We start from the raw sequence: 24,735 nt of genomic DNA, 5'->3' as shown, positions 1-24,735 counted from the left end.
CAGACCGCCCGGGAGAGGTGAACCACCGTGACCATGCCGCCGTTCGGATCGAACGATCCGTTCTCCGACCTGCTCAGCCGGTTCTTCGGTATGAGTCCGACGGCGTCCCCGCCCAACGTCCAACGGGTGCCGATCGGCCGGCTGCTCAGCGAGTCGGCGCAGGAGCTGCTCGGTCTGGCCGCGCAGCGGGCCGCCCAGGACGGGAGCAGTGACCTGGACACCGCCCACCTGGTGTGGGCGGCCACCCGGGTGGAGCCGTCGCGCCGGATGCTGGAGCGGGCCGGGATCGACCCGGACCGGCTGGCGGACGACCTGGCGGAGGCACTGCCGGTCGGCGCCGGGGTGCCGACCGGGGACGGCCGGCCCTCGTTGACGCCCGCCGCCAAGCGTGCGCTGCTCGCCGCGCACGCCCGGTCGCAGGCGGCGGGCGCCTCGTACATCGGTCCGGAGCACATCCTCGGCGCGCTGCTGGACGAGGAGCGGTCGGGCGCGGGCGCGGCCCTGCGGAACGGCGCCCCCTCGCAGGGGGCGCTGCGCACCGTCCTGGACGGGCGGGGCGCCGGCGGCGAGCGCGGTTCCGGCGGCGCGCAGCCGAGCCGGACGCCCACCCTGGACGAGTACGGCCGGGACCTGACGGACGAGGCGAGGTCGGGCCGGCTGGACCCGGTGGTCGGCCGGGCCGATGAGATCGAGCAGACCGTCGAGATCCTCTCCCGCCGGACCAAGAACAACCCGGTGCTGATCGGCGAGCCGGGTGTCGGCAAGACGGCGATCGTGGAGGGGCTGGCCCAGCGGATCGTGTCCGGGGACGTCCCGCAGAGTCTCAAGGACAAGCGGGTCGTCACCCTGGACCTCACCGGCCTGGTGGCCGGCTCCAAGTACCGGGGCGAGTTCGAGGAGCGGCTGAAGAGCGTGATCGACGAGGTCACGGAGGCCGAGCAGAGCGTCATCCTGTTTCTGGACGAGCTGCACACCGTGGTCGGCGCGGGTGGCGGCGGCGAGGGTTCGATGGACGCGGGCAACATCCTCAAGCCGGCGCTGGCCCGCGGCGAGCTGAGCGTGGTCGGCGCCACCACCCTGGACGAGTACCGCCGGCACATCGAGAAGGACGCCGCCCTGGAGCGCCGCTTCCAGCCGGTGCTGGTGCCCGAGCCGTCCGTCGAGGAGACGGTCGGGATCCTCCACGGCCTGCGGGACGCGTACGAGGCGCACCACCAGGTGCGGTTCACGGACGAGGCGCTGGACGCCGCCGCGACGCTCTCCGACCGCTACGTCAGCGACCGCTTCCTGCCGGACAAGGCGATCGACCTGCTGGACCAGGCCGGTGCGCGGGTCCGCCTGCGCAGCCTGAGCGGTTCGACCGCGGCGATGCCGGTGCAGGACCGGATCACCAAGCTGCGGCGCGAGCTGGAGGAGGCGGTGGCCGACGAGGAGTTCGTCCGGGCCGCCAATCTGAAGGCCGAACTGCGGCAGACCGAGGACGAGTTGGCCGCGCTCGCCGAGGACCGGGAGGAGGTCGTCGAGGTGACCGCCGAGGACATCGCGCAGGTGCTCTCCCGCCGTACCGGCATCCCGGTCGCCGAACTGAACGCGACCGAGCGCGAGCGGCTCCTCCGGCTGGAGGAGCACCTGCACGAGAAGGTGATCGGCCAGGACCAGGCGGTCACCGCCGTCGCCCAGGCCGTGCGCCGCGGCCGGGCGGGGATGGGCGACCCTGACCGGCCGACCGGTTCGTTCCTCTTCCTGGGGCCGACCGGGGTCGGTAAGACGGAGCTGGCCAAGGCGCTGGCGGCACTGCTGTTCGGCGACCCGGACCGGATGATCCGGTTCGACATGAGCGAGTTCCAGGAGAAGCACACCGTCTCCCGGCTGGTCGGCTCCCCGCCCGGGTACGTCGGCTACGACGAGGCCGGCCAGCTCACCGAGGCGGTGCGCCGCAAGCCGTACAGCGTGCTGCTCTTCGACGAGGTGGAGAAGGCCCACCCGGACGTCTTCAACCTGCTGCTCCAGGTGCTGGACGACGGGCGGCTGACGGACGCGCAGGGCCGTACGGTCGACTTCCGCAACACCGTGGTCATCATGACGAGCAACATCGGCTCGCAGCGGATCCTCGACCACGCGGGCGACGTCGGCGAGATCAAGGACGACCTGATGCGGGACCTGCGGACGCAGTTCCGGCCCGAGTTCCTCAACCGGATCGACGAGGTGATCGTCTTCCACGGACTCACCCGCAAGGACCTGCTCCAGGTCGTGGACCTGCTGCTGGACCGCAGCCGGCGCCGGCTGAAGGCGCAGGACGTCCTGCTGGAGGTGACCGACGGCGCCAAGGAGTGGCTGGTGAACCGCGGCTACCAGCCGGAGTTCGGGGCCCGGCCGCTGCGCCGGACGATCCAGCAGGAGCTGGACAACCGGATCTCCAACCTGCTGCTGGACGGCACCGTGCAGGAGGGCGACACGCTGGTCGCGGAGGTGTCGGACGGCGAGCTGGTGGTGGTGCCGGTGCGGCCGGAGCCGTCGGCGACCTTCGAGGAGGCCGAGGCGAAGGCGGAGGAGCGCGCGGCGGCAGAAGCGGGGGAGCGGGTCGGGGCGGAGGAGTAGGGGGGAGCAGCGGAGGGGCGGAGGAGGGACGGCGGAGGGGACGGCCGGGAGGAGCGGGCGGCGCGTCGGGGATCGACCGACGCGCCGCCCGCGTGTGCCGGCCGGCAGGGCTGGCACACGCGGGGCCGGCACATGCGGGGTCAGGCCCGCGGGAAGACCTCGCGCAGCAGCGGGTCGGGCAGGCCGCGCTTGCCCCACTCGCGCGGGTACCCGAGCGAGACCTCCTCGAACCGGACGCCGTCGTAGCTGGTCTTGCGCGGGATGTGCAGGTGGCCGTAGATCATCGCGGCGGTGTTGAAGCGGGTGTGCCAGTCGGCGGTCAGCTCGGTCCCGCACCACTGGGCGAACTCCGGGTACCAGAGGACCTCGGTGGGCTGCCGGACCAGCGGGTAGTGGTTGACCAGGACGAGCGGAAGCTCCCGGTCCTGCTCGGCCAGCCGCTTCTCGGTGAGCCGGACGCGCTCGCGGCACCAGGAGTCGCGGTCCGGGAACGGGTCCGGGTGGAGGAACCGCTCGTCGGCGCAGACCACGCCGGTGGCGTAGGCGGCCGCCAGGGACTCCTCCTTGGTGGTGGTGCCGGGCGCGCGGAAGGAGTAGTCGTACAGCAGGAAGAGCGGTGCGACGGCGACCGGTCCGCCGGCCCCGTTCCAGACCGGGTACGGGTCCTCGGGGGTCACCACGCCGAGTTCGCGGCAGAGCCGGACCAGGTACTCGTACCGGGCGACGCCGCGCAGCTGGACCGGGTCGTTGGGGTGCGTCCACAGCTCGTGGTTGCCGGGCGCCCAGATCACCTTGGCGAACCGCCCGGCGAGCACCTCCAGCGCCCAGCGGATGGTGGTGGTGGATTCGGCGATGTCACCGGCGACGATCAGCCAGTCGTCGGGTGACTCCGGGTGCAACTGCTCCACCAGGTCGCGGTTCTGCTGGTACGAGACGTGCAGGTCGCTCACGGCGAGCAGGCGGCCGGCCCGACCGGGCCCGCTACTGCCGTGCCCTGCGGTGGTCTCGTCGGTCACTCCGGTCACTTCAGCCCCCATGTCGTCACCTGGCCTCCGGTCAACAGTACGGGGGGCGGCCGGGTGTGTGCCCGCAGGGTGGCCGGATCACGTGCACGGTCGGCGCGGACCCGCTCCCGGGAGCCGCTCGGAGGCGGCCCTGGGCGGGCCCGGTGCCCTGACCCCGCCCGGAGGTGCCCGGCGCGCCCGGCAAGATCCGAAGGAGAGGCCCCTAGCCGCCGAACCGCCAGAGCACGCCGTGGTCGGCGACGGTGGCGGCGGCCAGGACGGCGAGCGAGGCGACGCCGAGGACGATGCCGAGTGCGGCGCGGCCGGTGCGGCGGGTGCCCCGGACGAGGGCGAGCGTGCCGAGGACGACGGCGAGCGGTCCGAGGACGAGGTTGAAGAGCAGCAGGCCCGGGAGGCCGAGCAGGAACGAGGCGACGGCGAGGTTGTCGGCCTCGGGCGCGAGCCGGCGGGGGCGCGGCCGGGAGGAGGAGGGCGAAGGGGTTGCGGAGGGGGTGGAGGAAGGGTGGGAGGAAGGGCGGGAGTGCGGGCGGGTGCTCAGGTGGGTGCTCATGGCGGCCGTTCCTTTCCGGGGTGGTCGGGGGTCAGCGCTGCCGCAGGCGGGCGAGGCCCTCGCGGACGCCGAAGGCGAGCAGCCAGGCGGTGATGGCGGCGGAGGCGGTGAGGAAGACCGGGAGGGAGGTGTGGGCGGCGGCGCCGACCAGGAAGCCGAACGCGATCAGGGCGGTGAGCAGGATCATGACGGTCCTTCCGGCAGGAGGGAGGGCTTTCGGTTAACAAGTGTTCGCCGAATCCTTCCGGTACTGTACGCCCGGCTGGCCAAGTTCGGCAAACACTTGTTTACTGAATGGCGTGAGTCACATCGAGCGCTCCGGGCGCGGTACGGGGGCCCGGCAGGCCCAGAAGCAGCAGAGTCGCCGCGCGTTGCTGGACGCCGGGCTGGGGCTGCTGGCCGATCAGAATCTGGCCAGCCTCGGCGTCCGCGAGGTCACCCGGGCGGCCGGGCTCTCGCCGGCCGCCTTCTACCGGCACTTCCCGGACCTCGCCGCGCTCGGCGTCGCCCTGGTCGAGGAGTCGCTCGCCAGCCTGCACGTGCTGGTCCGCGCGCTGCTCGCCGAGCCGGGCGACGCCGAGGAGCTGATCGACCGGACGGTCGACGTGATCGGGGCCCATGTCCGCGACCACCGCCCGCACGTCCGCTTCCTGGCGCGCGAGCGGCACGGGGGAGTGCGCCAGGTGCGCGAGGCGATCGACGCGGAACTGGGGCGGTTCGCCGCCGAGGTCGGGACGGCGCTCGCGCTCCAGCCGGTCTCGCGCGGGTGGCGCGAGCCGGACCTGCGGATGCTCGCCGAGCTGTACGTCGACCACGTGGTCTCGACGGCGGCGGCCTTCCTGGAGGCGCAGGAGGCCGAGGTGCGGGCCTCCGATCCGGGGCGCGAGCGCCGTGTCGCGGCCACCGCCCGGCTCCAGTTGCGGCTGATCGGCATCGGCCGCCGGCACTGGCCGGTCGGCGCCCCGGGGGCCGGTGCTTCGGAGGGCTGAGGGCTGAGGGCGGGGCGAGTGGGGCGAGTGGGGCGGGGCGAGCGGGGCAGGGCGGCCCAGGGCAAGGGGGCGGGGTGCCGTCGGGGGTGGTCGTCGGCGGCCGTGGAGCCGACCCGGGCCGGTCGGCCGGGCCGGTCGGCCGGACCGGTGAAGGCAACCGGCGCACCCGCGAGTTGACGCCTCGGCGAATCCGCCGGGCTGTCCCGGCGGCCGGAATCCGCGCCCCCGCCGAGGTGGTCGGACCTTCCCCGCGGCATGACTCTTGACATGACGTCATGTCCGCGACAGCTTTGGTGCACCCCCACACCGAGAGGTCTCTCATGAAGAAGCCGCTCATAGGCACGCTCGCCACGCTCCTTTTCGCCGGTGCCACCGCCCTGGCCGGAGCCCCCGCGGCGACCGCCGCCTCCTCCTCCCCGGCCGCGGTGACCGCACCGGCCGCGGTGACCGCCGAGGGAGCCGCCCAGGCCGTCGCGGCGGCGCCCGAGGGCCAACAGGCGCTCGCCGCCGTCACCTTCGCCGGCACCGTCGCGCTCAGCAACTGTTCCGGCTCGCTCGTCCGGCTCCCCAACTCCACCGCCAACGACCCGGCGCTGGTGCTCTCCAACGGCCACTGCCTGGAGACCGGCATGCCCGGCCCCGGCCAGGTGGTCGTCAACCGCGCCTCCAGCCGCACCTTCACGCTGCTCAACGCGAGCGGCGGCTCGCTCGGCACGCTGCGCGCGAGCAAGATCGTGTACGGCGCCATGACCGACACCGACGTGTCGATCTACCAGCTGAACACCACCTACGCCGCGATCCAGTCGCAGTACCGGATCGCCCCGCTGACCATCGCGGCCACCCACCCCGTCCAGGGCACCGCGATCAAGGTCGTCTCCGGGTACTGGAAGAAGATCTACTCCTGCTCGGTCGACGGCTTCGCCTACCGGCTGAAGGAAGCCGAGTGGACGTTCAAGGACTCGGTCCGCTACACGTCCGGCTGCAACGTCATCGGCGGCACCTCGGGCTCGCCGGTCGTCGACGCCAACGGCACCGTCGTCGCCGTCAACAACACGATCAACGAGGACGGCCAGCGCTGCACGCTGAACAACCCCTGCGAGGTGGACCAGAACGGCGCGGTCACCGTCCGCCGGGGGATCGGCTACGCGCAGGAGACGTACACCATCCCGGCCTGCTTCGCCTCCGGCAACCGGCTCGACCTGAACCTGCCCGGCTGCACCCTGCCGCGCCCCTGACCAGCACGTTCACCCCGATGGGCCATCCGCGACCGGCGGGTGGCCCATTCGGCCGTCTACCGGACGGCCGGTTCGTCCGTCCGTCCGGCAGCCGCCCGCCGGCTGCCGGAGAGTACGGACAGAGCACCGAACAGTTCCGTTGACCCGATGGAGAATTGATGACCACCAAGCTCAGAGGACTGCTGGTCGCCGTCCTGCTGATACCGCTGCTCGGCCTCGGCCTGGCCTCCCCGGCGTTCGCCGCGGGCACCGCCGACGGCGTGACCTCCGCCGTCGCCGACGACCCGTCGGCCGACATCAAGGACCGCCTGGCGGCGATCCGCGGGCTGACCGTCACGGAGGAGAGGCCCACCACCACGGGCCACCGCTACTTCCTGCTCACCTACACCCAGCCGATCGACCACGACCGCCCGTGGCTGGGCACCTTCCAGCAGCGGCTGAGCGTGCTGCACCGCGGCTACGACCGCCCGACCGTCTTCTACACCAACGGCTACGCGCTGCGCACCACGCCCTCGCGCACCGAGCCGGCCCGGCTGGTCGACGGCAACCAGGTCTCCATCGAGTACCGCTACTTCTCGCCCTCCCGCCCCGAGCCGGCGGACTGGAGCAAGGCCGGCATCCGCCAGGCGGCCACCGACTCCCACCGGATCATCAACGCGCTGAAGCGGATCTACCGCGAGGAGTGGCTCTCCACCGGCGCCTCCAAGGGCGGCATGTCCTCGACCTACCACCGCCGCTTCTACCCGGACGACGTGGCAGGCACCATCGCCTACGTCGCGCCGAACGACGTCGACGACCGCGAGGACTCCGCCTACAGCCGGTTCTTCCAGAACGTCGGCACCCCGGAGTGCCGGGCCGCCCTGAACACCGCCCAGCGCGAGCTGCTGGTGCGCCGCGACCGGCTGCAGGCCCGCTACGCGGCCGACAACGCCGCCGCCGGCTCCACCTTCACCACCACCGGCAGCGCCGACCGGGCGTACGAGGCCGGCGTGCTCGACACGGTCTGGGCGTTCTGGCAGTACAGCCTGGCGGCCGACTGCGCGAAGGTCCCGGCGGCCACCGCCACCGACGACGAGCTGTACGCCTGGTTCGACGCCCAGAGCGGCATCACCGGGAACAGCGACCAGTCGCTCGCCGGCTACACGGCGTACTACTACCAGGCCGGCACCCAGCTGGGTGCGCCCAGCTTCGACGTGTCGCACCTCAAGGGCCTGCTGCACTACGACTACAAGGAGCTGTACTCGCCGCGCACCTACGTGCCGAGGAACATCCCGATGCGGTTCGACCCGTCCGCGATGCGCGACATCGACCGCTGGGTGCGGAACTCCGCCGAGCGGATCATCTACGTCTACGGCCAGAACGACCCGTGGGGTGCCGAGCCGTTCCGGCTGGGCCGGGGCAGCGAGGACAGCTACGTCTACACCGTGCCCGGCGGCAACCACGGTTCCAACATCGACAAGCTGCCGGCCGCGGAGTCGGCCGCGGCCACCGCGAAGGTGCTGGAGTGGGCCGGTCTCGGCGCCGACGTCGCGGCCCGTTCGCTGACCGGCCAGTACCGCGTCCCGCCGATCGGCCCGCTGGACGAGGAGGGGCTGAAGCAGGACCGCGTGCGCCTGTAGTGCCGGGCGCCGAAGCCCGGGTCCCGCACTCGGGGGCGCCGCTGCACCGGGCACCACGCAGTGACCGAGGGGCCACCCGCCGACCGTGCGTCGGCGGGTGGCCCCTGGCGCTTTCCGGGCCTCGGCGGGGGCTTGCCGAGCCTCGGGGGCCGGGCCCCGGGGGAGGGCTGCCCCGCCCGCGCCGCTTTCGGGGCGGTACCGCACTCCCGGCCCGCGGACCCCTCCCCGAAGCAGTGAATCAGTGCTTCAATTCTTCCATGGCCTACCGACGCACGCCCGCCGTACAGGCCCGCCTGGACGCCCAGCGCGAGGCGGTGCTCCAGGCCGCGGTCGGGCTGCTCGCCGAGCGCGGCTACGGCGGCTGCACGATGGCCGCCGTGGCCGACCACGCGGGGATCGCCACCGGGTCCCTCTACCAGCACTTCGCGAACAAGGCCGAGCTCTCCGTCGAACTGTTCCGCCGGGTCGTCACCCGGGAGGTGGCCGCCGTCCACGCGGCCGTCGCCCGGCACGACACCCCCCGGGAGCGGATCGCGGCCGTGGTCGAGACCTTCGCCACCCGCGCCCTGCGCGCCCCCCGGCTCGCCCACGCGCTGCTGGTCGAACCGGCCGACACCGTGGTCGACGCGGAACGCCTGGTGTTCCGGCGGGCCTTCCGCGACGTGATCGCCGCCGAGATCACCGCGGCCCTCGCCGCCGGCGACGTGCCCGGCCAGGACCCGGAGCTGACCGCCGCCGCGATCGTCGGCGCGGTCGGCGAGGCACTGGCGGGCCCGCTCGCGGCCGCCCGCCCGCCGGACACCCGGACCACCCCGCCCGAGGTGGTCCCCGCCCTGGTCTCCTTCACCCTGCGTGCCCTGGGAGGACGCGATGACAGCGACGCATGAGGTCACCAACCAGGTGCCCCTGCCGTACGGACACGACACCGCCGCCGACCCGGCCCTGCTCGCCGCCCTGCACCGGGCCGGCGCCGGCTGGGCCGAGCCCGAACTGCACGAGCTCGGCCGGCTGGCCGGCTCCGAACAGGCCGCCGAGTGGGGCCGGCTGGCCAACGAGCACCCGCCGGTCCTGCGCACCCACGACCGCTTCGGCCACCGGATCGACGAGGTCGAGTTCCACCCGGCCTGGCACGAGCTGATGCGCACCGCCGTCGGCCACGGCCTGCACGCCGCGCCCTGGCGGGACGACCGGCCCGGCGCGCACGCCGCCCGCGCCGCCAAGTTCCTGGTCTGGGGGCAGGTCGAGGCGGGCCACACCTGCCCGGTCTCGATGACCTACGCCGCCGTCCCCGCGCTGCGGGCCGCCCCGGCACTGGCCGCCGAGTTCGAGCCGCTGCTGACCTCCACCGCGTATGACTTCGGGCTGCGCGAGCCGCACGGCAAGCGCGGTCTGATCGCCGGCATGTCGATGACCGAGAAGCAGGGCGGCTCGGACGTCCGCACCAACACCACCACCGCCGTCCCGCAGCCGGACGGCAGCCACCGGCTCACCGGCCACAAGTGGTTCACCTCGGCGCCGATGTCCGACCTCTTCCTGACCCTGGCCCAGGCGCCGGGCGGCCTCAGCTGCTTCGTGCTGCCGCGCGTCCTGCCGGACGGCGGCCGGAACCGGATCCACCTCCAGCGGCTCAAGGACAAGCTGGGCAACAAGTCCAACGCCTCCGCCGAGATCGAGTACGACGAGGCCGTCGGGTGGCTGGTCGGCGAGGAGGGGCGGGGCGTCCCGACCATCATCGAGATGGTCAACATGACCCGGCTCGACTGCACCACCGGCGCCGCCTCCGGCATGCGGCTCGGTGCCACCCGGGCCGTCCACCACGCGCTGCACCGGCGGGCGTTCGGCCGGGCGCTGGTCGACCAGCCGCTGATGCGCAACGTGCTCGCCGACCTCGTCGTCGAGTCCGAGGCGGCGACCACGGTCGCGATGCGGCTCGCCCAGGCCACCGACGCCGCGCTCGCCGGGGACGCGGGCGAGGTACTGGTCCGCCGGCTCGGCCTCGCGGTGGCCAAGTACTGGGTCTGCAAGCGCGGCCCGGCGCACGCCGCCGAGGCGCTGGAGTGCCTGGGCGGCAACGGCTACGTCGAGGAGTCCGGCATGCCCCGGCTCTACCGCGAGGCGCCGCTGGTCTCGATCTGGGAGGGCTCCGGCAACGTCGCCGCCCTGGACGCCCTGCGTGCCATGGCCCGGCACCCGGAGACCGTCGACGCCTTCCTCGGCGAGCTGGACGCGGCCGCCGGCGCCGACCGCAGGCTGGACGCCGCCGTCGCCGGGCTGCGCAAGGAGCTGGCGGACCGGGACGACCTGGAGTTCCGCACCCGGCGGCTGGTCGAGTCGATGGCGCTGGCCTTCCAGGGCTCGCTGCTGGTCCGGTACGGGGACCCGGCGGTGGCCGACGCGTTCTGCGCGTCCCGTCTCGGGGGCGACCACGGTGCCGCCTTCGGCACCCTGCCGGCGGGCCTGGACACCGGCGCGATCATCGACCGGGCCCGCCCGGTGCCGGTGTGAGCGGTGCCGGCATGAGCGGTGGCGGCGCGAGCGGTGCCGGCACGCCCGGTGCCGGTGTGACCGGTACCGGCACGGGCGGTCCGGCCGCCCGGAGCGCCGAGGCGGCCGGGGTCCGCGCCTTCTGGCAGGGCCTCGGCCTGCCCGGGCTGATCGACGTGCACACCCACTTCATGCCGCAGAACGTCCTCGACAAGGTCTGGGCGTACTTCGACGCGGCCGGCCCGCTGGTCGACCGGCCGTGGCCGATCACCTACCGCGAGGCCGAGGACCGGCGGGTCGGGTGGCTGCGGGACTTCGGGGTCCGGGCGTTCACCGCGATGCTCTACCCGCACAAGCCCGGCATGGCGGGCTGGCTCAACGGCTGGGCCGCCGACTTCGCCGCCCGCACCCCGGACTGCCTGCACACCGCCACGTTCTTCCCCGAGCCCGGGGCTCCGGGGTACGTGGCCCGGGCGGTCGAGGACGGTGCCCGGGTGTTCAAGGCGCACCTCCAGGTCGGCGGCTACGACCCGGCGGACGAGCGGCTCGACGAGGTCTGGGGACTGCTCGCCGAGACCGGCACCCCGGTGGTCACGCACTGCGGCTCGGGGCCGGTCCCCGGCAAGCACACCGGCGCCGGGCCGATCGGCGAGGTGCTCGCCCGGCACCCCCGGCTGGTCCTGGTGGTCGCCCACCTCGGCTTGCCGGAGTACACCGACTTCCTCGACCTCGCCGAGCGGTACCCGGAGGTCCGGCTCGACACGACCATCGCGTTCACCGACTTCGTCGAGCAGGACACGCCGTTCCCGCCCGGCGAACTGCCGCGGCTGGCCGCGCTCGGGGACCGGGTCCTGCTCGGCAGCGACTTCCCCAACATCCCGTACCGGTACGTGCACCAGCTGGACGCGCTGGAGCGGCTCGGGCTGGGGGAGGACTGGCTCCGCGCGGTCTGCCACGACAACGCGGCCCGTCTCTTCGGGATCTGACGTCATGTCGCATCGAGCCGGACCGGTTCGCCGCCGACACCCTCGGCCCGCCGGGCGTCACCCGCGCGGAGACGGCGATCGTCGGGCAGGCCGTCAAACGGACGGGCCGTCGAGCGGGCGGCCGACGAGCGGACGGGCGTACCGCTGCGCCGCCCGGCGGTCGCCCGCGCCGTCCGGCCGGCGGGGAGGGCATGACCTCGGAGGTCATCGACGGTTCCGGGGCGGCCCGGCAGAGTGGTCGTCACCGGGCCGCGGGCACGCCGCCCGGGATCCGACACCCCACCTCCGGAGGCTGATCCGTCATGTCCGCGAACACCCTCGCCGCCCGCCCGACCACCCCCGGCTCCCACCGGTCCCTGCGCGGCCACCTCGCCCTGGACGCCGTGGTCAGCGGCGGCAACGGCCTCGCCTACCTGGCCTTCTCCGGTCCGCTCGGCGACCTGCTCGGCGTCGGCCGGTCGACGCTGGTCGGACTCGGCGCGCTGCTCGCGGTGTTCGGCCTCGCGGTCGGCGTTCTGGCCGCCCGCCCGCAGCCGCCGCGGCTCGCCGTGCAGGCGGTGATCGAGGTCAACCTGGCCTGGGTGGTGCTCAGCGTGGTGGCGATGGAGCTCTGGCTGGAGCCGAGCACCGCCGGTCTGGTCTGGATCCCGCTGCAGGCCGGCACGGTGCTCCTCTTCGCCGTCCTCCAGTTCACCGCGCTGCGCCGGCTCGCCGCCGCCGCGGCGCGCTGAAGGCCCCCGGCACCCGGCCGGGAGCCGTCCCCGCCGGCGGAGCCGCCCGCCGGGCGCCGGGGACGGGTCCTACCGCTCCGGTCCCACGGCGGCCTGGAGGAACGCGACCGTCTCCGCGTCGGCCGGGAGGAAGGCCTCGATGGCCAGCTCGGAGACGGTCACGTCCAGGGGGGTGTTGAACGTCGCGATCGTCGACAGGAACGACAGCACCCGCCCCTCGTGGGCGATCCGCAGCGGCAGCGCGAACGGGAACAGCGCGGTGACGTCCTCCTCGGCCTCCTCCCCGGCGCCGCCCGCCGGATCCGGGTAGGCGCGGACCTCGTCGAGCAGGGCCCGCAGCGGCTCGGAGCGGACCAGCCCGACCTGCTGCTCCATCCGCTCCAGCAGGTGCCGGCGCCACTGCCGCAGGTTGACGATGCGCGGCGCCAGCCCCTCCGGGTGCAGGCTGATCCGCATCGCGTTGAGCGGCGGCTCCAGCAGGTGCGGGGCGACCCCGGTGAGCAGCACGCCGAGCGAGCGGTTGGCCGCCAGTACGCGGAAGGTGCCGTCGACCACCAGCGCCGGGTACGGGTCGTGGGAGGCGAGCAGCCGCTCCATGCCGGAGCGCAGCGCCTCCATCGCGGGGTCGTCCAACTGCTTCTCGGGGTAGTGCGGGGCGTACCCGGCGGCCAGCAGCAGCGTGTTGCGCTCGCGGACCGGCACGTCGAGGTGCTCGGCCAGCCGGAGCACCATCTCCTGGCTGGGCCGGGAGCGGCCGTTCTCGACGAAGCTGATGTGCCGGGCCGAGGAGTCGGCCAGCAGGGCCAGCTGCAGTTGGCTGAGCCGGCGCCGCTCCCGCCAGCCGCGCAGCAGGACGCCCACGCCCGAACCCGTCTCCGGTCCCATCCCCGCGATGATCGTCATGGACGGGACAGTAGTACGCCCGCTGCGGCCGGGGCAGTGGGGGCGGCGGTCACGGGCGGGGCGGGGTCTCGGGCGGGGCGGGGCGCCGGTGGGCAGGCGGCCCGGTCGGCTCAGGCGCCGGTGGTCGACCCCGGTCGGATGATCATCAGGACCACGACCACCGCCCAGAGCAGGTTGAACACACCGGCGGTCATCGGCAGCAGCCTGAGGCCGTGGACGGCCTTGCCGTGCTCGGCCGCCTCCGCGTCGAGGTCGAGCGCGTCCACCGCGGCCTGCTGGGCGGGCAGCACGAACAGCAGCAGGGACAGCGCCGCGACCGCGGTGAGCACCATCGAGACGACCAGCCACGACTGGCCGAGCACGTCCATCACCTGGGCCACCCCGATGCCGAGCACCGGGACGGCTATCCCGAGCAGCGCGTAGACCTGGGTGATCCGGTGCAGTACGCGGAGCACGCCCGCGTCGGCCGCCCGGTCGGGGCCGCCGGCCAGTGCGGCCCTCGCCCGGCGCGGGAACATGCTGACGGCCACGGCCACCGGGCCGATGAACAGCACCGAGGCGAGGACGTGCAGGCTCAGCAGGAACTTGGCCATGGCGGGGCACCCTTGTGACTCAACGGGGGCTGCGCACAGGCGGTCGCGGCCGCGGGCAGCCGGGGCGTCCGGTTCCTCCGCCCCGGTCAGGACGCTAACACCGCTTATCCGGGGCCCTCCCGGGCGGGTGGATCGTCCACCCACTCACCCACCCGCCGCCCCGTCCGCCGCTCAGCCGGCCGGCGGCGCCAGCACCACCACGCGCGGCGGCACGGCGCTCACCGCGGCGACGGCCGCGCCCTGCGCGTCGTCCACCCAGTCGAGCAGGTACAGCTCCTCGAAGCGGCTGAGCAGCGACCGCCCGTCCGGCAGGTCCAGCGGGAGGCCGGAGAGGTCGACGGAGGCGAGGCCGTCCAGGCTGGTGCGGCCGATCTTGATCAGCGACTCCTTCCGGACCCAGAGCCGCAGGAAGGCCGACGCGGGGTCGGGGTGCGCCTGGACCTGTGCCAGCTCGGCGGGGGCCAGCACCCGGCCGGCCACGTCGAGCAGGCTGCCGCTGCGGGTGTTCAGCTCGACGTCGACGCCGATCGGCCGGTGCCCGGCGGCGGCGGCGACCACGCCCTTGGTGTGGGAGAGGCTGACCGAGACGTCCGGGTGGTCGGGCAGGTACGGCTTGCCGTGGTCGCCCTTGCCGCAGTCGGGGCAGTTCTGGGCCAGGGTCAGTCCGGCGGCCGGGACGCCGAGCAGCCGGGCGGCGCAGAGCCGGACCAGGACGTGCGCGGCGGTGAAGTCGACCCGCCCCGACTCGTGGCGGAACCGGGCGGCGCGCTCCTTCTCGACGGCGGTGAGCAGGTGCTCGCCGGCCTCGGGGTGGCGCAGCACGTCGGCACTGGCCGCGACGGTGGCGAGCGCGGTGTCCGCACCCGGCTCCGGGGCCGGGCGGTCGGGCGTCTCCTGGGGCTCGGAAGTCATGGTCACAACCTAGCGGGGGAGGGCGGCCGCCGGGGCCGGTCAGCCGTTCGGTGGATTTTCGGATCATTGCTGATGCTCTGTAGGGTATGGATCGTCCGATTTGGTATGGGATGTTCCCTATCTGTGTCAATCGAGTGGGATGATCCTGTATCAACTGGAACGAGGCAGGTTGTCCAGCCTGCCCTTTTCTCTGTGCGGAGGAATGTGTCGATGGGTCAGGGCACCGGTACGCCGGATCACAGAAGAACCGCCGTCGAGCGCCCGCCGGCCGCTCGGCGGCGGCGGGCCGTCCGGGTCGCGGTGGCGACCGCCGTCGCGGCCCTGCCGATGGCAGCGGTACTGACGGTCGGTTCGGCCGCGCCGCTGGCCCCGCCGCTCGGCGCCTGCAGCGGGCCGGACTGCCCGGCCACCTGGCCGCCGCCGAACAACGGCGACTTCACCGGCCGGGACGCCACGATCAACGTCTTCACCGGTGGCGACTACACCGTCAACGGGCGGGCCGCCGAGGCCGAGGGAAAGATCGTCGCCCTCGGGGACTTCACCGTCGACAAGAGCCAGGGCGGCGGCGCCTACAACGCGGGCGTGGTCGGCGTCGGCTCCCGCGTCGTCCCGCCGAACGGCAGCGACTTCCTCACCGTCGGCGGCAACGTGACGATACTGCCCGGCAACTCGCTGCTGATCGGCGGCAGCGACTCGCAGGGCCAGGCCTTCGGCAACCTGCGGTACGCGGGCACGCTCACCGGCACGGTCGCCATCGACCCGACCGGCCAGGCGATCCAGGACGCGAACGCCGCCGCGCCGTACCAGTCGGTGCTCACCCAGATCGAGGACGTCTCCGCCTGCGTCGGGCGCGCGACGGCCACCGGCACCGTGGCGGTCACCGCCACCGAGGCGACCTTCACCGGTGACGGGACCAGCGCGAAGCAGGTCTTCAACGTCCCCGGGAACCTCGGCTCCGCCGGTCAGCAGATCGGCCTGGTGTTCACCAACATCCCGGCCGGCGCCACCGTCGTGGTCAACATGCTGGCGGCCGACCCGGTCATCAACACCTACACCGGGACGGGCCTGGCGGGCGACCCGACCACCGAGATGCGCTCCAAGCTGATGTGGAACTTCCCCACGTCCACGGCCGCGCAGATCCTCGGCAGCGCGCAGTTCCAGGGCTCGGTGATGGCCGGCAACCCGGCGGGCACCACCACCATCAGCATGCCGGGCATGAACGGCCGGGTGTACCTGGCGGGCAACCTGATCCAGACCGGCAACGGCGGCTACGAGATCCACAGCTACCCGTTCGACGGGGACCTGCCGGACTGCGAGGTGACGCCGAGCCCGTCGCCGACCTCGCCGACCTCCTCCCCGACCTCGCCCACCGCGAGCCCGACCTCCCCGACGGCGTCCCCGACCTCGCCGACGGCGTCGCCGACGTCCCCGACCGCGAGCCCGACCTCGCCGACCGCCTCGCCGACGTCCCCGACCGCGAGCCCCACCTCGCCGACGGCGTCGCCGACCTCGCCGACCTCCTCGCCCAGCTCGTCCAGTGCCGCGCCGACCAGTCACGGCCCGAGCAGCCACGGGCCGGGCGGCCACGGCTCGGGCAGCCACGGCCCGACCGGCCACCACCCGGCCCCCGGCAAGCCGGGTGGCGGCGGTGAACTGCCGTCGACCGGTGCGGGCAACGGCCCGGTCGTCCTGGGCCTGGCCGGCGTCGGCCTGCTGGCCCTCGGCGGTCTCGCCGTGGCCGCCGCCCGTCGCCGCGGGCGCCACAGCTAGCCGGCTCCGGCGGCTCCGGTAGCTCCGGCCGCAACGGACACCGTGCCGCCCGGTCCTCCGACCGGGCGGCACGGTGCGTTCCGTTCCCGTCTCCGATCCCGGCGCCTGCCCGGCCCGTTCACCGCTCAGCGGGCGGGCGGCCACCCCGCGAGGCCGGTGCCCAGCAGTCCGAAGCCCGCCGTCACCGCCGCCTCGACCCGGTCCCGGACGGCGTCCACCGGTTCGCCCGCCACCATGCCCCGCCGGATCTCCGCCAGCGCCGCGCGGTGCGCCCCGGCGATCGCGCCCGCCACCAGCCGGGGGAGCGGGTCGTCCGGCGCGGCTCCGGCCTCCTCGGCCAGCGCCGCGGCCAGGGCCCGCTCGGCGCGTTCGCCCAGGTCGAGCAGCCGGGCCCGGAGCGCCGGGCTCTCCGCGATCACCCGCCAGAACACCCCTGCCTGCGGGCTCAGCCCGTACGTCGGCTCGCCCGCGTCCAGGCCGGCCAGCAGGTCGGCCCGGACGGCGTCCGCGGCCGAGGTGCCCGCGGGGCGTGCCCGCACCACCCGGGCCAGGTGGGCCTCCACCTCGGCCTGGCGGTCGAAGAAGAGGTCCTCCTTGGTCGGGAAGTAGTTGAACACCGTGTTGGGCGAGACCCCGGCGGCCCGGGCCACCTCGACCACGGTGACCTGCTCGAACCCGTGCTCGGCGAACAGGCCCATGGCGGTGTCGGCCAGCAGGGTGCGGGTCTGCCGCTTCTTCTCCTCGCGAAGTCCCATGCCCGGATCATAGTGCCGCACCAAACTTGGAGTGACACCAAAAATATCGGCTACGGTGAGGGCATGACCTTCACCTTCGGCATCTACCCCGGCGGCCTGCTCGGCGACGACACCGGCACGGTCGCGCCCGTCCGCCCCGACGACCCGGACCGGATCACCGCCGCGCTGCGCGAACTCCAGGGCGGGGCGCCCGCCCTGCTGGTCCGCGCCTACCGCTCGTACCCCGAGGGACCGGCCACCCCGCCCACCCCGGCCGAGCCCGGGCAGTACGCCGTCGAGGGCCGCCGGCTCGACCTGGTCCTCCAGTTCCGGGAGCCGGACGGGCGGTTGGACGGCTGGCTGGACTTCGTCCGGCGGACCGTGCGCACCGAGGGCCACCGGATCGGCGTGCTCCAGATCTGCGAGGAGCCGAACGCCGACTCGCCGGTGCTCGACGGCTCCGTCCCGAACGTCCGGCAGGCGCTGGTCCGGGGGGTGGTGGCGGCCAAGGAGGAGGCGCTGGCCCTCGGCCTCGACCTCGCGGTGGGGTTCAACGCGGTGCTGGGCTTCGACCCCGCCGACACCTTCTGGGCGGACCTCGGCGAGCTCGCCGACGAGCGGTTCCACCGCGCGCTCGACTACGTCGGGCTGGACTTCTTCCCCGACGTCTTCCGCCCCGTCCCGGCGGGGCGGCTCGCCGAGGTGGTCGCGGCGGTGCTCGCGGGGTTCCGGCGGGAGACCGTCGCCCGGGCCGGCATCGGACCGTCGGTGCCGATCCGGATCTGTGAGCACGGCTGGCCCACCGGGCCGGGCCGCTCGGAGGAACGGCAGGCCGAGGTGGTGGAGGAGGTGGTCCGGACGGTCGCGGGCCTGGCCGCCGAGCTGAACATCACCGGCTACGGGCACTTCGGCCTCCGGGACGCGGACAGCGCCGGTCCCGGCCTCTTCCACCACTTCGGCCTGCTCCGCGACGACTACGCGCCCAAGCCCGCCTTCGGGGTCTACGGGCGGCTGATCGGGGAACTGACGGCGCTCTGAGGGCGCTCTGAGGGCGGTCCGAGTACGGCCGGCGGCGGTTCGGGCGGGCCCGCCCGGTCCGACGGCGGCTGCTCCGGACGCGCCGACGGCCCCTCGCCCGGTCCTGCGGGCGAGGGGCCGTCGGCGGCCGTCGGGGGCGGCTCAGCGCTCGTCGAAGAAGCGCTCCACCGTGCCGCGCCGGGCGGCGACGGCGCCCACCGGCTCGCCGACCACCCGGCCGGCCAGCTCCACGGCCAGCTCGCCGACGTCATGCCGGAGCGTCACGGCGGCGAGTGCCCGGTCCACGGCGAGCTGCGCGTCGGCCTCGGCTATCAGCCGGTCCCGCTCGCGGAGGCCCTCCTCGCGCGCCGCCGCGATGAGCACCGCACCCTGCTCGGCGGCCTCCTGCCGGATCCGCGCCGCCTCGTGCCGGGCCGCCGCCAGCTCCTGCCGGTACTCCTCCAGCGTGCGCTCGGCCTCGGCGCGGGTCGCCTCAGCGCGCTCCTGCCCGCCCTCGATGACGTCGCGCCGGGTGGCCAGCACCTCTTCGATCCTGGGCAGGAGCTTGCGGCCGAACACCCAGAACAGCAGGAAGAAGCAGGCCAGTCCGAGGAGCAGTTCGGAGGGTTCGGGCTCCAGTGGTCCGAGGTTCATGATGATGCGTCCCTCCTATGGTCTGACGGTATGTCATAGGAGTAGCTGCCCCGACGGCCCGGCGGTGAACCGCCGGGCCGCTGTGGGGGAGGTCACGGACGCGGCCCGGAGGCTACTGGCCCATCACGTACTTGACGGTCGGTCCGGTGGTCCAGCCGCCGTCGACGGCCAGCTCCGCGCCGTTGACGTAGGAGGAGTCGTCGGAGAGCAGGTAGACCACGGCGGTGGCGATCTCGGGGGCCTCGCCGACCCGGGCCATCGGGGTGTTGGGGTAGTTGCCCTCGCCGCGCCGGATGCCGACCGCCGCCGTCATCGGCGTGTACGTCATGCCCGGGTGGACGGAGTTGACCCGGATCCGCTCGGCGCCCAGCTCCACGGCGCCGATCTTGGACAGGCCGCGCACCCCCCACTTGGAGGCCCCGTAGCCGGCGGTCAGCGCCAGGCCCATCAGGCCGGCCGCCGAGGAGATGTTGACGATCGAGCCGCCGCCGGCCGCGCGCAGCGCCGGGACCACCGTCTTCATGCCGATGAAGACGCCGGTCAGGTTGACGTCCACCACCCGGCGGAAGTGCTCGACGCTCTCGTCGGTGAGCAGCGAACCGGTGGCTATGCCGGCGTTGTTGACCAGTCCGTGCACCGCGCCGAACTCGCCCTCGGCGAAGTCGACCACGTGCTGCCAGTCCTCCTCGGAGGCCACGTCGTGGCGCACGAACCGGGCCCGCTCACCCAGCGCCGCGGCGGTGGCCTTGCCGTCCGCCTCCAGCACGTCGGTCAGCACCACGGAGGCACCGGCGGAGACGGCCAGCGCGGCGGCTTCGGCGCCCAGGCCGCGGGCGGCGCCGGTGATGATGACGGTCTTGCCGGTGAGGTCGTTCATGACGTGCTCCTCGGAGAGGTCGGTGCGGAGAGCATGGCGGCGGACACCGTCGCGAGGTCGGCGAGGAAGGTCTCCTCGTCGGTCAGCGGGGCCGCCCCGGTGAGGTACTGGAGGGCCCGGTCGGCCAGGGCCGCGCCGATCAGGGTGAGCACGAGGTCGATCCGCTCCAGCCGGATCGGCTCCGGCAGTCCGCGGACGCGGTCCTCGACCAGCCCGATCACCCGCCAGTAGCCGCCCGGCGCGAGGGTCGGGTGCGGTGTGCGGGTGCGGACGCCGCTGGCCCGGCTGACCTGGGCGGAGATCCGCAGGCAGTGCCGGCCGCGCTCGGTGCGCAGCTCGGTGGCCTCGGCGGCGATCAGCGCGCCGAGCAGTCCGGGCAGGTCGGCGGAGCCGAGTGCGGGCAGGCGCGGCGCGAGGGCCCGCTCGGTGCGGTCCTGGCGGGCGGCCATGATCGCGTCGAGCAGGCCCTCGCGGGAGCCGAAGTGGTACTGCACGGCGGAGGGGTTGCTCTGCCCGGCGAGCCGGGTGATGTCCCTGGTCAGGGCGGCTTCCACACCCCGGGTCGCGAAGAGTTCCTCCGCCGCCCGGAGCAGCTTCTCGCGGGTCTCGTGGCCCGCCGACGTCCTTGCCATGCGACCGACTTTAATACTCGGCATTATTAACGGCAAGGAAGGCCGGTCGGACGGACCGGCGCGTCCGCCCCCGGGGTCGACGCGCCGGGTCGGCGGCGGGTCGCGTCGGCGCCGGGTCGGCCGGTCAGGTCACCTCGCCGCGGCGGGCGAAGCGCTCGTCCTTCCACTCGCCGCTCTCCAGCACCTCCGCCAGCTGCTGCGCCGCGTCCCACACGTCCGTGTGGGAGAGGTAGAGCGGGGTGAAGCCGAACCGCATCAGGTCCGGCGCCCGGAAGTCCCCGATCACGCCGCGCGCGATCAGCGCCTGCACCACCGGGTAGCCGTCGGCGTGCCGCAGTGCGACCTGGCTGCCGCGCCGGGCGTGCTCGCGCGGGGTGGCCACCTCGATCCCGTCCAGCCCCTCCACCAGCGAGACGAACAGGTCGGTCAGGGCCAGGCTCTTGGTCCGGACGGCGGCCGGGTCGGCCTGCTCCCAGACGTCCAGCGAGGCCTCCAGCGCGGCCTGGCCGAGCAGCGAGGGCGAGCTGGTCAGGAAGCGCCCGATGCCCTCCTTCGGGTCGTACCCCGGCTCGAAGGCGAACGGGCGGGCGTGTCCGAACCAGCCGCTCAGCGGCTGCTCCGGCCCGGCCGCCAGGTGTCGGCCGGCGACGAACAGGAACGCCGGCGAGCCGGGTCCGCCGTTCAGGTACTTGTAGGTGCAGCCGACCGCGAAGTCCGCGCCGCTCGCGCCGAGCTCGACCGGCAGGGCGCCCACCGAGTGGCAGACGTCCCAGATCATCAGGGCGCCGGCGGCCTGCACCCGGGCGGTGATCCCGGGCATGTCCAGCAGCTCGCCGGTCCGGTAGTCGACGTGCGACAGGACGACGACGGCGACGTCCCCGTCCAGGTGGGAGTCCAGCGCGGCGGGGTCGACGAGCACGCTGCGGGTGCCGGGCACGAGCCCCGTCACACCCTCGGCGATGTAGAGGTCGGTCGGGAAGGCCGCGCCGTCGCCGAGCACCGTCCGCCGCCCGGGGCGCAGCCGCAGCGCCGCCGTCAGCACCTTGAACAGGTTCACCGAGGTGGTGTCGCAGACCACCACCTCCTCCGGGGCGGCCCCGATCAGCGGGGCGATCCGCCGGCCCAGCCGGTACGGCTGCTCGAACCAGCCCGCGTCGTTCCAGCTGCGGATCAGCTCGCGGCCCCACTCCTCCTCGACCACCTGCCGCACCCGGGCCGGGGTGCGGGCCGGCAGCACGCCGAGCGAGTTGCCGTCCAGGTAGACCACCCCCGGCGGGAGGGTGAACTCCCCGCGGAACGCCGCCAGCGGGTCGGCGGCGTCCAGTGCCGCACACTCCTCGCGCGTGATCATGCCCAGCCTCTCGTTCGTCCTGCCGATGTCGTCGGGGCCGGCCCCGTCCTGCCGCGTCCCGTCGTGCCGCGTCCCGTCCGGCCGGGTCCCGGCGCGGCCCGGGTCGTCGGCCGGGGCCGTCACAGCTCGTCCCGGACGGTCCACAGCTCGGGGAAGACGTCCTGCTCGGCCGCGCGGCGCAGCCAGGTCAGACCGCTCGAACCGCCCGAACCGGGCTTGGCGCCCATCGACCGCTTGACCGACATCAGGTGCCGGTGGCGCCATCGGGTGACCCGCTCGGCGACGTCCAGCAGCGCCTCGGCGAGCGGCAGGAGTCCGGCGTGCTCCGGCTCGGTGTAGACCCGCCGCCAGGCCGCCGTCACCGTCTCGTCGGCCTTGTACCGCTGGTCGGAGGGCTCGTGCGGCACCTCCAGGCCGCGCCGGGCGAGCAGCGCCAGCGCGTCGTCGTACAGGCCGGGGGAGTGCAGTGCGGCGGTCAGCTCGGCGAGCGTGTCGGGGGTGTCCTGGTACATCCGCAGCAGCGCGGCGTTCTTGTTGCCTATCAGGAACTCCAGGTGCAGGAAGGCCGAGGACTGGAAGCCCGAGGCCTCGCCGAACACCGAGCGGAAGGCGTTGAACTCCTGCGGGGTCAGCGTGGCCAGCAGGTCCCAGGACTCCACCAGCACGTCCTGCGTGTGCGTGCCCCGCCGGAGCGCGGCCAGTGCCGTCGGCAGGTCGTCCTCGCGCAGCGCCCGCTGGGCGATCGTCCACTCGTGCCGCAGCAGGCCGAAGAGCAGCTCCATCACCTGCGTGGTGACGATGAACGACAGCTCCGCCGGCACCTTGCTGAGCGGGTGCTGCAGGCTGTGCAGCTCCTCCAGCCGCGCGTAGCGGGCGTACGGGGTGCCCCGACCCGGCTCCCCGCGCCGACCGAACGACAGGTTGGGTGTCTCCACCGTGTTCTCCACCGTGTCGTGCCCCATGCCCCGATCCCTTCTGGTCCTGCGACGACGGACATCCGGGCGTCCGACGGTCGGACGGCCGATAACCGGACGGGCCCGGAAACCGGACCAGGCGCCCCGGACGTCGCCGCGGCCCCATTGTGCGGTGGCCCCGGCCCGCATTTGAATGGGCGGCGGGCACGGCAACCGCGACCGGGCCTGTCGTACGAGAGGTGTTTTCCCGATCCTCTTCACGATCGCAAAGCAGCGGGATCCAGCCACTCGAAACCGATCCGCGAGGAGCCGTGATGGACGCCGTCGACCGCCGCCTGCTGGCCGAGCTGCAGGCTGACGCCCGGCTCTCGTACAACGAACTCTCCCGCCGGGTGAGCCTCTCCGCACCCGCCGTCGCCGAGCGCGTCCGCCGGCTGGAGGCCGACGGGGTGATCACCGGCTACCACGCCCACGTGGACCTGACCCGCTCCGGGCTGCCGATCACCGCGCTGGTGCAGATCCAGTGCTACGGCCCGCGCTGCGTGCTGCGCGACCCCGAGGTGCCCGGCTGGCCGGAGGTGCTCCAGCTGCACCGGGTGACCGGGGGGGCCTGCTGCGTCCTGCTGGTCGCGGTGCCGACGATGGCCGACTTCGAGGCGCTCACCGACCGCCTCGGCGCCTACGGGCAGCCGTCGAGTTCGATGATCCTCTCCAGCCCGGTGCCCTGGCGGCCGGTGGTGGCGCCGTGACGGCGGGGGTGTCCGGGGCGGCGTGTCCGGGGCGGCGTGAGCGGCCCGGCGGCGGACCGGGCCCGCCGGGGGAGTAGGTTCCTCGCCATGCCGAACGACCGTCACATCCTGCTGCTTCCGGGCAGCCTGCGCGCCGGCTCCGCCAACGAGACGGTGCTGCGCACGGCCGTCGCCGTCGCGCGCGTCACCGAAGGCGTCGCCGCCACCTACTACACCGGCCTGGCCGGGCTGCCGCACTTCAACCCGGACCTGGACACCGACCCGCTGCCGGAGCCGGTCACCGGGCTGCGGGCCGCGATCGAGGCCGCCGACGCCCTGCTGATCTGCACCCCCGAGTACGCGGGCACCCTGCCGGGCGCCTTCAAGAACCTGCTGGACTGGACGGTGGGCGGCATCGAGATCGCGGACAAGCCGGCCGCCTGGATCAACACCGCCGGGCCGGGCCGCGGCCAGGGCGCGGAGGAGGCGCTGCGCACGGTGCTCCGGTACACGGGGGCGACCGTGGTGGAGGAGGCCTGCGTACGGGTGCCGCTGGCGCGCGGGGACGTCGGGCCGGACGGGCTGGTCTCCGACCCGCTGATGCGCGACCGGATCGGCGAGGTGCTGGTCCGGCTGGCCTCGGCCGGCTGAGCCCGGCCCGCCCCGGGGCCCGCCGAGTGGTCGGTCCCGGGGGCGGCCGCTCGGCGGGTCCCGGGGTGCTTCCGCTCCCGGGACCGCCCCGGTTACCGCCCGCCCGGGTCAGTGCCCGTCGAGCAGGTGCACGCCCAGGCCGTCCAGCCCGTTCAGGAACAGCTCGACGCCGACCGCCGCCAGCAGCAGGCCGAGCAGTCGGGAGAGCACCTCCAGCGAGGTGCGGTGGGTGTGCCGCATCAGCGGGGCCAGGACGGCCACGCAGACGTAGTTGAGCGCCACGACCGCGAGGTAGGCGCCGGCCACCGTGGTCCGCCAGCCCCAGTCGTCCTTGGTGAGCGAGCCGACCAGGACCGCGGTGACGGCGAGCGGGCTGGCGATGTAGGGCAGCAGCAGCTCGCGGATGCCGTCGACCATCGGGTTGGAGAGGTGCTCGTCCTGCTCGTCCGCGCCGCTGCCCAGGTGGATGCCGAAGACCAGCGCCATCGCGTAGGTGAAGAAGATCGTTCCGCCGGCCAGCTGCAGCGACTGGTCGCTGATGTGGAACAGGGTGGTGACGAAGTCGGCGCTGAAGGCGAGCACCACGCCGATCACCGCGGAGATGATCGAGCTCCAGGCGGCCAGACGACGCAGCTCCCGGGCGGAGCGGGTACCGGCCAGCCGGGCGAACGACAGCAGGACCTTCGGCGGGCCGACGACGGCGAAGAAGGCGATGAAGGCGCTGCTCAGGTTGAAGACGAACATCCCCCCAGCATGGCCGCGGCGGTCGGCGCGGTCCGGTC

At 74.0% G+C, this 24,735-nt stretch carries 25 protein-coding genes; 12 read left to right on the top strand and 13 right to left on the bottom strand.

Features of this window, described 5'->3' with window-relative positions; translation table 11 throughout:
- The first annotated feature begins 33 nt into the window (after positions 1 to 33).
- Positions 34 to 2,598: an ATP-dependent Clp protease ATP-binding subunit gene (locus OG550_RS11485; protein ID WP_442906147.1), complete on the top strand. Its 2,565-nt coding sequence runs from the start codon at positions 34 to 36 to the stop codon at positions 2,596 to 2,598.
- Between the two features lie 140 nt (positions 2,599 to 2,738).
- Here OG550_RS11485 and OG550_RS11480 read toward each other — a convergent pair whose 3' ends face one another.
- The 3 genes from OG550_RS11480 to OG550_RS11470 form a co-directional block, all read right to left on the bottom strand.
- The gene (locus OG550_RS11480; protein ID WP_327676611.1) at positions 2,739 to 3,635 is read right to left on the bottom strand and encodes a metallophosphoesterase family protein; all 897 of its coding nucleotides are present in this window, start codon (positions 3,633 to 3,635) and stop codon (positions 2,739 to 2,741) included.
- A gap of 190 nt (positions 3,636 to 3,825) precedes the next feature.
- Positions 3,826 to 4,173 carry a hypothetical protein gene (locus OG550_RS11475; RefSeq protein WP_327676610.1) on the bottom strand — a complete coding sequence of 116 codons (348 nt, stop codon included), beginning with the start codon at positions 4,171 to 4,173 and terminating at the stop codon, positions 3,826 to 3,828.
- Between the two features lie 31 nt (positions 4,174 to 4,204).
- Positions 4,205 to 4,360: a hypothetical protein gene (locus OG550_RS11470; protein WP_327676609.1), complete on the bottom strand. Its 156-nt coding sequence runs from the start codon at positions 4,358 to 4,360 to the stop codon at positions 4,205 to 4,207.
- 112 nt (positions 4,361 to 4,472) lie between these two features.
- On the opposite strand from OG550_RS11470, the gene OG550_RS11465 reads away from it, so the two are divergent.
- From OG550_RS11465 to OG550_RS11435, 7 genes are all read left to right on the top strand, one after another.
- Complete coding sequence (locus tag OG550_RS11465; protein WP_327676608.1) at positions 4,473 to 5,162, top strand: TetR family transcriptional regulator; 690 nt, start codon at positions 4,473 to 4,475, stop codon at positions 5,160 to 5,162.
- Between the two features lie 320 nt (positions 5,163 to 5,482).
- Positions 5,483 to 6,397, top strand: a complete 915-nt coding sequence (locus OG550_RS11460) for a S1 family peptidase (protein WP_327676607.1) — start codon at positions 5,483 to 5,485, stop codon at positions 6,395 to 6,397.
- A 158-nt stretch (positions 6,398 to 6,555) separates the two neighbouring features.
- Positions 6,556 to 8,016: a S28 family serine protease gene (locus OG550_RS11455; protein ID WP_327676606.1), complete on the top strand. Its 1,461-nt coding sequence runs from the start codon at positions 6,556 to 6,558 to the stop codon at positions 8,014 to 8,016.
- Positions 8,017 to 8,273: 257 nt separating this feature from the next.
- On the top strand, positions 8,274 to 8,903 hold the full coding sequence (locus tag OG550_RS11450; protein ID WP_327676605.1) for a TetR/AcrR family transcriptional regulator: 630 nt from the start codon (positions 8,274 to 8,276) through the stop codon (positions 8,901 to 8,903).
- A complete protein-coding gene (locus tag OG550_RS11445) occupies positions 8,887 to 10,521 on the top strand; it encodes an acyl-CoA dehydrogenase family protein (RefSeq protein ID WP_327676604.1) in 1,635 nt (544 codons plus the stop codon). Before OG550_RS11450 ends, OG550_RS11445 begins: the two co-directional genes overlap by 17 nt.
- An 11-nt stretch (positions 10,522 to 10,532) precedes the next feature.
- The gene (locus OG550_RS11440; protein WP_327676603.1) at positions 10,533 to 11,486 is read left to right on the top strand and encodes an amidohydrolase family protein; all 954 of its coding nucleotides are present in this window, start codon (positions 10,533 to 10,535) and stop codon (positions 11,484 to 11,486) included.
- A gap of 302 nt (positions 11,487 to 11,788) precedes the next feature.
- Positions 11,789 to 12,217 carry a hypothetical protein gene (locus tag OG550_RS11435; protein WP_327676602.1) on the top strand — a complete coding sequence of 143 codons (429 nt, stop codon included), beginning with the start codon at positions 11,789 to 11,791 and terminating at the stop codon, positions 12,215 to 12,217.
- A gap of 69 nt (positions 12,218 to 12,286) precedes the next feature.
- Here the strand turns inward: OG550_RS11435 and OG550_RS11430 are convergent, their stop codons facing one another.
- The 3 genes from OG550_RS11430 to OG550_RS11420 form a co-directional block, all read right to left on the bottom strand.
- Positions 12,287 to 13,120, bottom strand: a complete 834-nt coding sequence (locus OG550_RS11430) for a helix-turn-helix domain-containing protein (protein WP_327676601.1) — start codon at positions 13,118 to 13,120, stop codon at positions 12,287 to 12,289.
- A gap of 110 nt (positions 13,121 to 13,230) precedes the next feature.
- Positions 13,231 to 13,713: a DUF2269 family protein gene (locus OG550_RS11425; RefSeq protein ID WP_327676600.1), complete on the bottom strand. Its 483-nt coding sequence runs from the start codon at positions 13,711 to 13,713 to the stop codon at positions 13,231 to 13,233.
- Between the two features lie 171 nt (positions 13,714 to 13,884).
- On the bottom strand, positions 13,885 to 14,625 hold the full coding sequence (locus OG550_RS11420; RefSeq protein WP_327676599.1) for a 4'-phosphopantetheinyl transferase family protein: 741 nt from the start codon (positions 14,623 to 14,625) through the stop codon (positions 13,885 to 13,887).
- 210 nt (positions 14,626 to 14,835) lie between these two features.
- On the opposite strand from OG550_RS11420, the gene OG550_RS11415 reads away from it, so the two are divergent.
- Positions 14,836 to 16,395: a choice-of-anchor A family protein gene (locus tag OG550_RS11415; RefSeq protein WP_327676598.1), complete on the top strand. Its 1,560-nt coding sequence runs from the start codon at positions 14,836 to 14,838 to the stop codon at positions 16,393 to 16,395.
- 125 nt (positions 16,396 to 16,520) lie between these two features.
- Here the strand turns inward: OG550_RS11415 and OG550_RS11410 are convergent, their stop codons facing one another.
- A complete protein-coding gene (locus OG550_RS11410; RefSeq protein WP_327676597.1) occupies positions 16,521 to 17,150 on the bottom strand; it encodes a TetR/AcrR family transcriptional regulator in 630 nt (209 codons plus the stop codon).
- A gap of 63 nt (positions 17,151 to 17,213) precedes the next feature.
- On the opposite strand from OG550_RS11410, the gene OG550_RS11405 reads away from it, so the two are divergent.
- Complete coding sequence (locus tag OG550_RS11405) at positions 17,214 to 18,167, top strand: hypothetical protein (protein ID WP_327676596.1); 954 nt, start codon at positions 17,214 to 17,216, stop codon at positions 18,165 to 18,167.
- A gap of 141 nt (positions 18,168 to 18,308) precedes the next feature.
- Here OG550_RS11405 and atpF read toward each other — a convergent pair whose 3' ends face one another.
- The 5 genes from atpF to OG550_RS11380 all read right to left on the bottom strand — a co-directional run bounded on the left by atpF (position 18,309) and on the right by OG550_RS11380 (position 22,622).
- Positions 18,309 to 18,800, bottom strand: coding sequence for a F0F1 ATP synthase subunit B (atpF, locus tag OG550_RS11400; protein ID WP_327676595.1), 492 nt, complete (start codon positions 18,798 to 18,800; stop codon positions 18,309 to 18,311).
- 112 nt (positions 18,801 to 18,912) lie between these two features.
- Positions 18,913 to 19,677: a glucose 1-dehydrogenase gene (locus OG550_RS11395; RefSeq protein ID WP_327676594.1), complete on the bottom strand. Its 765-nt coding sequence runs from the start codon at positions 19,675 to 19,677 to the stop codon at positions 18,913 to 18,915.
- Positions 19,674 to 20,309: a TetR/AcrR family transcriptional regulator gene (locus OG550_RS11390; protein WP_327676593.1), complete on the bottom strand. Its 636-nt coding sequence runs from the start codon at positions 20,307 to 20,309 to the stop codon at positions 19,674 to 19,676. Before OG550_RS11390 ends, OG550_RS11395 begins: the two co-directional genes overlap by 4 nt.
- Positions 20,310 to 20,433: 124 nt before the next feature.
- Positions 20,434 to 21,660 (bottom strand): kynureninase, encoded by a 1,227-nt coding sequence (kynU, locus tag OG550_RS11385; protein WP_327676592.1) that lies wholly within the window; start codon positions 21,658 to 21,660, stop codon positions 20,434 to 20,436.
- Positions 21,661 to 21,779: 119 nt separating this feature from the next.
- Positions 21,780 to 22,622, bottom strand: coding sequence for a tryptophan 2,3-dioxygenase (locus OG550_RS11380; protein ID WP_327676591.1), 843 nt, complete (start codon positions 22,620 to 22,622; stop codon positions 21,780 to 21,782).
- Positions 22,623 to 22,888: 266 nt separating this feature from the next.
- On the opposite strand from OG550_RS11380, the gene OG550_RS11375 reads away from it, so the two are divergent.
- Positions 22,889 to 23,323: an Lrp/AsnC family transcriptional regulator gene (locus OG550_RS11375; RefSeq protein WP_327676590.1), complete on the top strand. Its 435-nt coding sequence runs from the start codon at positions 22,889 to 22,891 to the stop codon at positions 23,321 to 23,323.
- Between the two features lie 87 nt (positions 23,324 to 23,410).
- On the top strand, positions 23,411 to 23,953 hold the full coding sequence (locus OG550_RS11370; protein ID WP_327676589.1) for an NADPH-dependent FMN reductase: 543 nt from the start codon (positions 23,411 to 23,413) through the stop codon (positions 23,951 to 23,953).
- Positions 23,954 to 24,061: 108 nt separating this feature from the next.
- On the opposite strand, the gene OG550_RS11365 is transcribed toward OG550_RS11370, so the two are convergent.
- On the bottom strand, positions 24,062 to 24,697 hold the full coding sequence (locus OG550_RS11365) for a MarC family protein (RefSeq protein ID WP_327676588.1): 636 nt from the start codon (positions 24,695 to 24,697) through the stop codon (positions 24,062 to 24,064).
- Between the last annotated feature and the right edge of the window lie 38 nt (positions 24,698 to 24,735).

Source organism: Kitasatospora sp. NBC_00458, from assembly GCF_036013975.1.
GTDB lineage: Bacteria > Actinomycetota > Actinomycetes > Streptomycetales > Streptomycetaceae > Kitasatospora.
Note: the sequence above shows the minus strand (reverse complement) of the source record. Positions and strands in the feature narration are given on the sequence as shown.